7 protein-coding genes are annotated in these 12,605 nt (G+C 39.4%); all 7 read right to left on the bottom strand.

Annotation, left to right across the window (positions count from 1 at the left end; all coding sequences use genetic code 11):
- Positions 1–54: 54 nt before the first annotated feature.
- Positions 55–1,422: a glycoside hydrolase family 28 protein gene (locus R2Q70_RS11560; RefSeq protein WP_316807731.1), complete on the bottom strand. Its 1,368-nt coding sequence runs from the start codon at positions 1,420–1,422 to the stop codon at positions 55–57.
- A 164-nt stretch (positions 1,423–1,586) separates the two neighbouring features.
- A complete protein-coding gene (gene galB / locus R2Q70_RS11555) occupies positions 1,587–4,016 on the bottom strand; it encodes a beta-galactosidase GalB (protein ID WP_316807730.1) in 2,430 nt (809 codons plus the stop codon).
- 414 nt (positions 4,017–4,430) lie between these two features.
- Entirely contained in the window at positions 4,431–5,507 is a 1,077-nt protein-coding gene (locus R2Q70_RS11550) for a phytase (RefSeq protein WP_316807729.1), read from the bottom strand.
- A gap of 1 nt (position 5,508) precedes the next feature.
- A complete protein-coding gene (locus tag R2Q70_RS11545) occupies positions 5,509–6,771 on the bottom strand; it encodes a right-handed parallel beta-helix repeat-containing protein (RefSeq protein ID WP_316807728.1) in 1,263 nt (420 codons plus the stop codon).
- A 22-nt stretch (positions 6,772–6,793) separates the two neighbouring features.
- A complete protein-coding gene (locus tag R2Q70_RS11540; RefSeq protein WP_316807727.1) occupies positions 6,794–9,571 on the bottom strand; it encodes a TonB-dependent receptor in 2,778 nt (925 codons plus the stop codon).
- Positions 9,572–9,831: 260 nt separating this feature from the next.
- Positions 9,832–11,436 carry a tetratricopeptide repeat protein gene (locus R2Q70_RS11535; RefSeq protein ID WP_316807726.1) on the bottom strand — a complete coding sequence of 535 codons (1,605 nt, stop codon included), beginning with the start codon at positions 11,434–11,436 and terminating at the stop codon, positions 9,832–9,834.
- Positions 11,437–11,599: 163 nt separating this feature from the next.
- The gene (locus R2Q70_RS11530; protein WP_316807725.1) at positions 11,600–12,604 is read right to left on the bottom strand and encodes a metallophosphoesterase; all 1,005 of its coding nucleotides are present in this window, start codon (positions 12,602–12,604) and stop codon (positions 11,600–11,602) included.
- Position 12,605 lies beyond the last annotated feature (1 nt).

The raw sequence follows: 12,605 nt of genomic DNA, 5'->3' as shown, positions 1-12,605 counted from the left end.
GTTAGTTTAATATGTGGTTTAGCCATTAGTATTTTATGTATCGATAGATCCCAATTATTTTTGGCTCGAAAATCCTGTTACATTTTCATGAATACTTTCAGACCCGGTTATACTCTTTGCTGAAACTTTTTTAAGCGAAATGTTCTTGACAGGCAGTTTCTTTTCGCCTAAAATCCTGGAAATGAATTTCACTTCTTTTGCCGTTACCTGATCTAAAAATACATTTTCGATTGGCGTAAGTCTAACTTCAACGGTTGGCACCAGATTTTTCCATTGATAGAGCACATTCGTCTCAATTCCCAGGATACCAAGATCAATTTTGCCTGCATTAATGTTTTTGGCATAAATATTTTTCACAAAACCGCCCATGCGCTCGTTGGTTTTGATGAAAATTAAATGGTTAAGTTTAGCGCCATCTTTCACCTCACAGTTTTCTATGAGCACATTTTCAATACCACCAGATAATTCGCTACCAATGGCCACCAGTTGATGACCGTTTTTAACCAAACAGTTTCTGATCACAATATTTTTAGATGGTGTTTTAAGCCGCCAACCTTCGGGGTTTCGACCTGATTTAATCGCAATGGCATCATCTCCCTGATCAAAAACGCAATCTTCTATTAATACGTTCTGACTCATTTCAGGGTCTACGCCATCATTATTGTGCCCATGTGCATAAACCTTCAATTTTCTGATGACAACGTTTTTTGATAAATAAGGATGTATGGTCCAAAATGGACTGTTCGTGATCGTTACGCCTTCTAACAAAACATTTTCGCAACGGTTAAACTGAATAAATTGCGGACGAAGATGTGCCGTATCGTTTACCATTTGCCTTTCTTTTACCGGACTGTAAGCTGATGCCAGGTTGTATAATCGTTTAATGCTTTCCATGTGCGCCTTTGGTCTGGAGAACCAGGTTTTCCAAAGATCCATTTTGGCTTTTAATTCACCTTCGCCAGTTATGGCAACGTTTTTACATTGATAAGCGTAGATGAGTGGTGAGTAATTATAACATTCCATTCCTTCCCAGCTGCTGTGTACTGCCGGCAGATAATCATTGGGATCATCAGAAAATAAAAGCACTGCTCCTTTATTTAAATGAAGGTTTACGTTACTTTTTAAGTGAATTTTCCCAGTTAGCCATTCGCCTTCAGGCACCACAACAATTCCACCATTAATTTTATTGGATTGAGTAATTGCTGCTGCGATCGCTTTTGAATTTTTAGCTTTATTACCCGAAATAGCCCCGAAATCAACAATTGAAAACTTTTTATTGCCAGAAAAGTCAGGAAATTTGACTGATGGCATTGCGAAAGGTGCTGTTACTTTAATTTCTTTAACTTTTACGGTATCGATTTTATCGCTAAAAGAAAGCGCAAATGCAGCAATCAGGATCAAAAAGAAAATTTGTCTACTCATAACAACGAACCATTTAAACACAAAAAGTGTAAAAGGATGATAATAATATTTGGTTAACTGCTAAAATAGATCAGCAGCAACCAAATATGCATAAACAATTTCTTTCCGCCATCCTGTAGCCACCCGTTCCAACTGCGTTTTAAATCGACAGGAAGCAGGGAATGTTAATTTACTGTACTTATTCCAATACTACTGCTCTTTAGGCCTTTACCAGTTACATTCAGCTGTATTTTACCAGCCTCTCGATCTGATTCAACAAGCACAACCAGCTTTCCGCTAAATAGTTTCATCGTTGGCTTTTCAAATGATTCTAATGATGTAGCATCGCCATTACACACGGCTTTAAATTTACCGGCACCTTTCACTTCAAATTTTAAAGATTGATTTGCGGTGGGGCAAGGATTACCATCTTTATCTACAACAGATACCGTTACAAAAGAAAGATCTTTGCCATCGGCTTTGATCTGGTCCCGATCTGCGCTAAGCAGAATCCGATCCGGTTTACCGGCAGTAACAATTTTTTCTTCTGCGACCGGTTTACCTTGAGCATTAAAAGCAACAACCTTTAGTGTGCCTGGTTGGTATTTCACATCCATCCACATCAATCTATACCGATTTTGAGGAGATGTTTTATCTTTTTTTCTAATCCCTAAGCTCTTTCCGTTCAAAAAAAGCTCGGCGCTATCGTAGCTGGTGTACACAAATACAGGCGTAGTTTCTCCTTCTCTGCCGGCCCAATTCCAATGTGGTAATAAATGCAGCGTGGGTTTAGTTGTATTCCATCGGCTACGGTATAAATAGTACCTGTCTTTTGGTAAACCAGCTAAATCGGATATTCCGAAATAAGAACTTCTGGAAGGCCAGCTGTTATCATAAGGTGTGGGCTCGCCCAGATAATCGAACCCTGTCCACACAAATTCGCCGATTACCCAGGGTTTATCATCCTGCATTACGAAATCATCATCCGGAAGATTAGACCAGCTGCAATATTCCATATCGTAAGAAGAAGACTGAAAATCATCATACTGTTTATCTTTTGCCTTTACTACGGGAAACTTGTAAACCCCTCTAGAACTTACTGTTGAAGCGGTTTCAGAGCCCAGAATAAAACCCTGCGGAAAAGCTTTATTCGCTTCCTCGTAAAGATGAACCCTATAATTTAACCCTGGAATATCTAACAAAGCGCCGAAACCAGATTGCATGGTGGCCTTTACCTGATCCATACCTACAGTAACAGGACGGGTCAGATCTTCACGGTGGAAGATTTCCTGCAACCATTTTGCCCGTTTCACGCCTTCGGCACCAAACTGATCAGGAACTTCGTTTCCTGAACTCCACATTACAATGCTCGGATGGTTTTTATTAGCCTTTACCAGATTGACAATATCTTTTTCAGCATCCGTATTAAAATACAGGTGATAACCGTTTTCTACCTTGGCCTTTGCCCATTCATCAAAACTCTCTGCCAAAAACATAAATCCCATTTCATCACAAAGTTCCAATTGCTCAGGCGATGGCATATTGTGCGAACTCCTGATGGCGTCGCAACCCATATCTTTTAAAATGGTTAACTGCCTGCGTAAAGCCGCAATATTTGTAGCCGCACCTAAAGGCCCTAAATCGTGGTGTAAACAAACGCCTTTAAACTTTCTTACCTGACCATTAAGACTGAAACCTTTTCCGGCCTGGAAATTAATGGTTCTGATACCAAACCGGGTTTTAACTTCGTCTTTAAGTACATTTCCATCATACACTTTAGAAACCAATGTATATAAGTAAGGGCTTTCCGGACTCCATAATTTAGGATTAGATACCTGAAGATTCTGATCGCTCTCCTGGCCAAAAAATGATTTTGCGGTATCAATAGCAATTCTTTTATTCCGATCATCAAACACCTCGTTTACAAGGCGTAAATTCGAACCATTAAGTTTTGTTTTAACGTTAACCTTTGCAAATTCAGTCTGAACAACTGGTGTGGTTACAGTAATGCCCCACTGCTCAATGCTTTTATCTTCTTTGATAATCAGGTGAACATTGCGGTACAAACCTGCGCCAGGATACCAACGCGACGATTTAGGCTTATTGTTAAGGTGGATAGCCAGAATATTATCGTTTGATTGGAGCGCTTTGGTGATGTCTATATAAAAATAATTGTATCCATAATTCCACTCACCAACAAGTTTTCCGTTTAAATAAACCCGAGGTTCACTCATGGCGCCATCTAGTTGAAGCAAAACTTGTTGCGTAGGTTTAATCGTTGGCAAATTAAGTTTTTTCCGGTACCAGCCTTCTCCTATATATGGTAATGCCCCCGTTCTTCCTGTTTTTTCTGTAGGCTTGGTTTCACCATTTTGCGTAATGGCAGTTACTTGTTTATCTATTTCTTTATCAAACGGACCAGAAATTGCCCAATCGTGTGGAATCTGAACGGTTTGCCATTTACGATCATCAAAATTTTGCGATGCAGCATCGGTAAAATTCCCCTTCGAAAACTTCCAGCCATCATTGAGTAAGATCTCAGTTCTTTGTGCTATGCTCAGAAAATGAACACATGTGAGTAGGGTTAGTATTAAAAGTACTTTTTGTTTAAACATTTCTTAGGCGCTATAATATTGGGAAGATGGTTAGGTATGGCTTTTTAATGACGGCCAAGAAACGAAAGTTTTAACAGAAAGTCAATTAAAATCAGTTAATAATAGGTAAAGATTTGTAAAGAGATTACTTACTGAATCGGCACAGCATGTGGCTGGCGAGATTGATATAAAAAACGTACTTCAGTCTCTATCATAAAACCGAATTACCTTGCACTTTAGAACATTGATCAACTGATTCGAATTGCCCTCCTTCGCCACTTTAAAAAGCCCCGCTTTGCCGAGTTTCTCTGATAAGATTTGTCAAAACGAAAAAACATAAAGTCCGGCCATCTGCCCGGGGACAAAAAACTTAATACCCCCCAGGATTTTCCTTTATTATTAAACCCAGCTATCGCGACAGAATGAAGTTAAAAACTAAGGAATCACATCAAGTTGTTTACCCGCAATATCTTCCCATCGATAGAAATGAAAAGTTTTATCATCGCTCATGGCAACCAGTAAACCATGTTTAAAATCGTTATTTAATGGCACTGAAACCACATCGATACCATCTGTTTGGTTGGCAGAATACTTAACCGTTGCTAGTAATGGGTGTTGATTTGGGGCGCCTGACTTTCCTGCTCTGTTGTAAACCTTTAATTGCCTTGATCCCTGATCAGAAACTAAAACATAACCTTTATTTCCGGCAGTTTTATAAATTGCGATCCCTTCATTATCTACGGAAAAATCGCCTTGTCCGAATAAAGAAAGTTCTTGATTTCCTTTGGCAGGATCAGCATAATATTTGCGAACGCCAAATTGTTCATCGGAATAGTAAACATAACCCAACTCGTTATCAACGGCAATGGCTTCAATTTCTTTTTTGCCACTGTATTTGCCAAACTTTCTAACTAAAGTTGCTTTAACGCTTCCTGTTCCATCATCAGCTAATAAATACTGCCATAAATATCCCCCATCTTTTGGTCCGGATTTGCGGCCAACGATTGCGTAAATTTCCCCTTTCGGATTAGTGTACATTGCAATGCCCATCAAATCGCTGAATTCTGGTCCTGTTTCCCCTTCAAAAACCGGTATCCCGCCATGATCAACAGGTTTCATATCAGGAAGGGCATACATCCTGAGCTTATGGGTGTAACGTTCAGTTGTCACCGCAATATCCGTTTTCTTGCCGGCCAGATTAAGTCCGTAGGCGATATCAACATTATCAGGTCTTTTTAAACCTTTAACAGTTTTTGCAGGAACGATTTTTCCCTTCAAATCAAAAACATATAAACCACCGTTTTCATCCTTATCTGTTCCGATTACAAGTGATTGCGCCGGGTTTGCTACATTTACCCAAATGGCAGGATCATCGGTATCGAAATCAACCGGGTCAGAAACGTAAAGTGGTTTAACTGCATCAGGGTCGATTTTTTGAGCAATTCCATTACAAGAAAAAAGCAGGCTAAAAGCAGCAATTGCAGCAATATTGATTGTATTTTTATTCTTCATTTTATTTTTTTATGCCATAAGCACCCACAAAAACAGCTGGCGCCGGAGAGCTGTAAGTTATCCCATTTTTCATTACCATTCCTGCAGCGTGGTGTCGGGTAAAGTTTGTAATTCCTTTAGTTAATGCAGGAGAATTTCCCTGTAGGTGAAAATCCCATAAAGTATTAAAATCAGCATTTGATACTGCGGTATTTACCGGATAGTTCACAAATTTAGGATCATTGGCTCCGGCAACGGTACTGATTACATCATTAACTCCGCCAATCACATCGTTTTTACCTGGCTGAAACTGGCTAACCGTAAGCTGATCAAATCCATAATACCAGTTGTTGCTGTAAGCAGAACGGGTATCTTCTGGTTTCTTTGGATCTCTTTTTATACCAAAACGGGTATTCGCAAAAAGATTGTTGTACAAATCAGCACGAACGGTACTTTCCAGCCAAACCGATCCACCTTTAGCTGTTGGCCGTCTCCAACCTGTGTTAACCATCGTATTGTTATAAATAATGATATAGGTTTGTGGCGTTTTATCTCCTGTGTTCGATAGCTTTAAAGCATTGGTGTTGGTGCTATAAACCAAGTTATAAGCAATATCAGCCAAACAGCCAGATTTAAAATTCATCGCCTCACCGCCCGTTACACCCGTAGTGTAAAAAACATTATTGGCGAAAATAATTTTTCCACCCTCAATATAAGTACAATCTTCCTGAAGATTTCTGAAAATACTGTTCTGAACCACTAACTTTCCTTTTGCATTGGAAAACCACAATGCAGGAAGATTTTCTCCGGCAACGGCTTTGTATAATCCCATTTTTACCGATGTAGATGCATCGGAAGTGGTTGAACCGGCATACTCAATAATTGTATGATCCAATACCAATTCTTCGCAGGTTGGGCCTGCCAAAATACCACCCCATAACTTACCGAATTTCTTTTGAGCGGTTTTGTAAAATTCGTTTACGGTAAATTTGATTGGATTTTCTGCCGTACCCAAGGCATACAAATTACCTTTTACAATAATTTCGGGTTTAGCAACCGTATCCATCAACACCGTAACACCTTCTTCAATGGTGAGCGATTTACCTTCCGGGATAATGATATCACCTTTGATCAGCTGTGTGCTTCCTTTTGCCCAAACGCCAGAAACTTCACCGATTGCAGCGCCATCAACAACGGTTGTATCAACATCAATGTTTGCTTTTTCACAGCCTGTTAATGCCAGAAGTGCAAGAATTAACAATTTAAAAATCTGATTCGATTTCATGTTTTTATCTTTAAAATTTCAATTAATTAAATTTATACCTAAAGCCAACTAAATAGTTTTGCCCGTAATAATCACTTCTAACCAAAGTATTTCCATCCTTTACCAAATCCTCATTGATTTTGTTATTCTCCGGATTAGTGCCTTTGATGAACAGCTTGGTTGGTGTATTTAAAATGTTATTGGCTTTGATGAAAACACTAATACCACTTTTAAATCTTTTTTCTGCCGATGCATCCATCTGGATAAATCCTTCCTGCCATAAATCATTATTCAAAAATTGAGAAACCGTATTGATTCTCGGCCCTGTATATGCTCCCGCCAGCTGTGCATCCCAACCTTTTTTGGTATCCTTGAACAATAAAGAAACATTGGCGATATGTTCAGACTGACCATAAAGCGGGCGTTCCTGATCAACCGATAGTGCCTGGATATCTCCGGTAGCTGGATTGATAGTTCTCGTTGTTTTAGGCGTAGTAATTCGCGAATGCGTGTAGGTATAGTTTGCCTTTAAGCCTATTTTACTGAAATATTTAATATAGTCTACCTCAGCGCCATAGTTATTGGCTGTACCAAAGTTTCCCGGAGTGTAATAAATATCCTGTCCGCGAACAGCATCAGCCTGAAAAGTATATTCAATCGGGTCTTTGATGCGTTTGTAAAATGCACCTACAAGCAACTGTTCTGATGCGCCAGGGAAAAGCTCATATCTTAAGTCAAAGTTATCGGCCAGGGCACGTTTTAAGTTTGGATTGCCACGCTCCTGATACTCTTCGTTAACCACCTTACCCGGTACAATTTCATAGAAACCCGGCCGGTTAAGCGCTTTGTAATAAGACGCATGTAATTGTGCCTTATCAGTGATGAAATACTTTGCAGTTAAGCTTGGCAAAACATCAGTATAAACTTGCTGTCCTTTCGGAAAGGTTTCTCCAGCCGGAAAAAGTAAATTATAGCCCTGGGCGGTATGTTCTACCCTTGCACCACCAACAATTTCCAGTTTATCAGCGGCATATTTAAACATTCCATAACCTGCTGAAATTTTTTCGGTTGCATCATAGGTTAGTGGATTGGCTACTGCACCTGTTGGGTTGCTCACCACGAGGTTTAAATCAGTATAATTTTGAAAATCAACTCCATATATCTTGCTTGCATCGGCAGCACTTGGTGCCAGCGTGTAATTATTAAAGAAACTGCTCCGCTGCTTATCGCGATATAAACCACCAGCCATTATATCCAGCTTATTTTTACCAATATCGATTCGGTAAGAAAGATCCAGATAACCTGCTAAATCTTCATCAGTGTTGCGCTCCCACCTGCGATTTACAGGCGAAGTATTAACCAAACTCAAACGTCGGCTTTGAAAATTCTGCTGGATTCCGTTTAAGCTGATACTGGTATTTTCAGGCACATCGTTCTTAGCTGAGGAATACACCGCAGACCATTGTAATTTAAATTTTCCATCGAAAAATTTATGGTCGCCATGAAGTGTACTGTTGTAAATCTGTTGTTCGGTTAAGCGGCTACGGGTATTGTAAACCAGTTCAGCATTGCCCAGCGCAGGATTATAAACACCGTTATAAGTTGTTGTCACTGCATCCCTTAATTGTTCGTTCTTTAAATTTACGTACACGTTGTAAAGGCTTAATTGGTGGTTTTGATTAAAAACATAATCAACTTTTCCATGTAAACCTGTACGTTGTTGCTGCTCCGAAAATTCCCTGTAGCTTTTATTCGTGATCACAGCATAAGCGTCTGTTCCGTTTACAGCAGTATTGTAAAAGGTGCTGTTACTGCCGCGATAAGTATTTTGATAACTTCCGGCTAAAACAACACCCAATTTATTGTCTAAAAACCGCTGGCTGAGTGACAAACTACCAATTAAATTCGGTGCCGGATTTTTATATTTATAATCAAGCGTTCCTTTCGTAAAATCGTTTTGTGTAGCAGTATAGCTTTTGCCATTCAATTCGTAAGGCGATTTATAATTAATATCTGATGAATTAAAACTGGCAAATTTCCGATCGATGAAGAGTTGACTGTAACCGGATGAAACATTTGCGTTTACCTGAAATTTGCCTGGAGCATTTTTCATTACCATGTTAATTGCACCGCCAATGGCATCACCTTCAAGGTTTGGTGTGAGTGTTTTATAAACTTCAAGTCGATCAAGCAAATCAGATGGAAAAAGATCGAGCGGTACATAACGGTATTTATTATCAGGACTTGGGATTTTAACACCATTTACTAAAGTATAATTGTAGCGTTTATCCATCCCCCTTAAAATGGCATATTGTCCGTCGCCATTGCTATTACGCTCAATAGATACTCCTGAAATACGTTGCATGACATTGGCAACCGTTAAATCAGGAGAAATCTCAATTGACCTGCCTGAAACGATATTCATGATCTGTGTCGCATTTTTTTCCAGCCTGCGGGCACCCTGATCGGTTGAGCTTACCGTATTTGATTTGATGGTTACATCATCCAGCGCTTTTGAATCACTTTCCATATAAAACTTTAAGTGCTCATTATCTTCTTTCTCTACCATAATGGTTTTGGTTATGGTTTGATAAGTAATGTAACTTACACTAATGTTAGCTAGCCCTGTCGCCATGCCTTTGAACTCAAATGTACCGTCAAGACCAGTGTTGGTTACCCGCCTGGGATTATCAAGTACAACCGTGGCGCCTACAATGGCCTCGCCGGTTTGCCTATCATAAACGTGTCCTTTAATTTTTGTAGCGTTGGCTGTGCCAGTACAAAAAAGAAGAAGAAATAGAATTTGTAAAAGTTTATTCATTGCGTTTGGTCATATCTTTTTATTATCGACATGGCAAAGGTGTGTACACGCATCCACACTGAAAAATTTAGCGGGTTACATAAAAGCAACAGCGTTACTATAGGCATATATCAGAAAGCAACACCAATAAATAAAATATTGATTATCAAGTAGATAACGCAACCTAAAAGCGCCGTTATGCTTTTATTACCGTTACATTAACAAATTGTTAAGCATGTAAATGGCGATGAAAATCGATTTTTAAATTTGAATTGTAACGGCTAAAGTGCCTGAATAAATGCTGATAAATTATCGCCCTGCGAAAGATTTAGTTTCTTTCTTAAACGATATCTCGATACGCGTAGGCTATCTGTCGAAATACCCAGCAAGGTTGCCACATCAGTAGAATCAAGATTCATTTTAAGCAAAGCGATTAACCGCATATCTGCTGAGGTAAGCTCATTGCTAAATTTTCTAAGATTCTCCAGGAACTGATGGTGAACCTGTTCAAAAGCCTGCGTAAATTCTTTCCAGTTTCTTTCGTGATTAAAACTTTGGTTAATCTCCGTTAAAATATGATTCATTTGTTTTTTCTGGTCACGTTTATCATCCTTTACCATTGCCTGCAACGTATTACGCAGGTTTTCGAGAAACTGATTGTTTTTGATCAGATTTAAAGTATGCGTAGAAAGTTCACGGCTTTTTACCTCCAGCTGTTGTTTAAGGTTTTGCTCTTCCAACTGAAGATTTTTTAATTCCAGACTGGTTAAATCATGTTCAATTTGCTTTTGCTTACCCAACATTTTTTCGTCCCTTAGCTTAAACCGTTGCCTGCTAAAGATCACAAACCCAAGAATAATAAGCAGCACTACCACGATTGTGGCAGCGGTTACAATAATCCTGTTGATTTTTTTATCTGCATGAAGTTTATTGATTTCATCTGATTTTTTATTGATATCATAAAGTACCTGCAAAAAAGCCACTTGTTTGGCACCATCTTCCGAATACAGATCTAAGGTGTACTTGTAGCCCAGCTGGATATAATGATAAGCGCTATCCATTTGATTTAACAACTCATAAGCCTTGCCCAAATCTCTACAACAAGATGCCAATTGGTAAGCATTTCCGAGCTTACTTGCCAGGTGCATGGCTAACCTGGTTTCCGTTATACTCTTGCTGTAATTTCCGGTTTTACGTAAGATATCGCCGAGGTTATTAATGACTTCAATGCTGCCCAGTTCATTATGGTCTTTTTGATATAAGAAAAGTGATTTTTTGAAGTGCTGGTCTGCCAATTCATATTTTTCCAGGTCTTCGTATATGCTGCCCAGGTTTTCATAAATTTTAGCAGCACCACTCCTGTCGTTGGTTTTTTCGATAATTTTTAGCGCCAGCCTTTGGTACACGAAGGCACTATCAAAGCTTTTGCGTTTTTCGTAAAGCTGGCCGATGTGACCATATACCATGGCCTGACCTTTTAGATCCTTTTGTTTTTTATAAATCGATAATGCCAGCGAATAGTTTTTCATCGCCTTATCTGGTTGTTTAATGTAGTAGTATAAAACCCCGACATCGCTTAGGTTCGCAGCAAGTGACAAAGGTTTACCGTTATTGCTGAATATTTTTTCTGCTTTTAAAAAGAATTCTAATGCCTGCCTAAAATGTCCCTGGCGATAGCAAACCCTTCCCATTTGCTGTAAACATTCTCCCTCCAAAACCACGTCATTGTGTTCAATTGACCATTGGTATTGTTTCTTTAGTTCAACCAAAGATTCTATCGGCTTTTTTACGTCGGCAAAAGCAGGTCCACCGAATTCGGCTTCCTGACTAAAGGCACTCCAGGTGAAGAAGAATAAGATTAGGCAAATGCCGAAGTGTTTTTTCATGTCGAAGGATTTATGGCGACAAAGAAAGACCGGCCATGTTAAATTAAGGTTAAACCCATAAATTAAATCAATAAAAAAAAGCTGCCTCACCAATATTTTGTTAAATGTTAAATCATTTAATCCAAAATTTTAGAGGCAGCCTTTGGCGAAAAAGAGTTCCTTTTTAAGGTTTACGTAAAGTGGTTTCGTAAATATTTTTACCAGTGTGATCAATGATTTTTGCATTCAATCGGTTCTGATCAATTGAAAAGTACATAAAACCATAATCTGATGCCTCAAATTTACTGTAGGGTATTCCGCTGCTTACGGGTGTAACCTCCGAACCTGCCCCGGAAATAAACTGATGCGTGATGCCCGGCGTTACCAGATGTTGTAGCGAATGATCATGACCTGATAAATAAACATCAACCTTATTGCGCTGGAAGATATCTTCGAGCACTTTCCTGACTGCTAAGGTATCGTAGTTTTTAATTCTTGGCCCAACCGTATAAATTGGATGATGCCCCATCACCATTTTCCACTTTACATCTGGCCCTGCATTTTTTAATGTGTCATCCAGCCATTTTAGTTGTTTTTCTGGATGCTGATCTTGCACCCAGGGTTTGTACTGCTCACTTTGATGGAATTCAGGAATCAGCGGACAAGTATCGATATAAATCATTAACACCTTTCCGCCACCCTTAATGGGCACTTCTTTTGAATAATAGCGTGATGGCATTTTCCATCGCCGGCTGATTTTGCTGTACCTTACCTGCGCATCCGGATCAGAAATGTAATCGTGGTTTCCTAGAATCGGATACCAATCCCATTGCAAAGTAAAATCTGTATAGATATTTTCGAAAGAATAATGCCACAGTGGATCGTGTTCACTGGTAACCCCTTTCGGGTAAAAATTATCGCCTAACGAAATAATAAAATCATTTGGGTTTTCGGTTGCCCACTTCCCCATCTGTTTGGCCACGTGAAGCTGGTGATCCGCACCGTTTCTGCCCCAATCTCCAACGGCCATAAAATGAACCGGATAATCATCCTTTAATTCACTTCTTGGTGCAACATCCTCACTTTCCAAATGTGTTTCTCGGGTTTCGGCAAACGAGTGTAATGGCGCAAGCATGCCTGCACCTAGAGCGCCTAACGCTGTTCCTTTTACAAAATCTCTTCTCTTCATT

This window comes from Pedobacter agri (assembly GCF_032678665.1).
GTDB classification, from domain to species: domain Bacteria; phylum Bacteroidota; class Bacteroidia; order Sphingobacteriales; family Sphingobacteriaceae; genus Pedobacter; species Pedobacter agri_A.
This window is presented reverse-complemented; position numbering and strand designations above follow the sequence as displayed.

Bases quoted from the DNA above. Each gene is read 5' to 3' on its own strand.
- R2Q70_RS11560 (WP_316807731.1), bottom strand. From the start codon at position 1,422: ATGAGTAGACAAATTTTCTTTTTGATCCTGATTGCTGCATTTGCGCTT.
- galB (WP_316807730.1), bottom strand. From the start codon at position 4,016: ATGTTTAAACAAAAAGTACTTTTAATACTAACCCTACTCACATGTGTT.
- R2Q70_RS11550 (WP_316807729.1), bottom strand. From the start codon at position 5,507: ATGAAGAATAAAAATACAATCAATATTGCTGCAATTGCTGCTTTTAGC.
- R2Q70_RS11545 (WP_316807728.1), bottom strand. From the start codon at position 6,771: ATGAAATCGAATCAGATTTTTAAATTGTTAATTCTTGCACTTCTGGCA.
- R2Q70_RS11540 (WP_316807727.1), bottom strand. From the start codon at position 9,571: ATGAATAAACTTTTACAAATTCTATTTCTTCTTCTTTTTTGTACTGGC.
- R2Q70_RS11535 (WP_316807726.1), bottom strand. From the start codon at position 11,436: ATGAAAAAACACTTCGGCATTTGCCTAATCTTATTCTTCTTCACCTGG.
- R2Q70_RS11530 (WP_316807725.1), bottom strand. From the start codon at position 12,604: ATGAAGAGAAGAGATTTTGTAAAAGGAACAGCGTTAGGCGCTCTAGGT.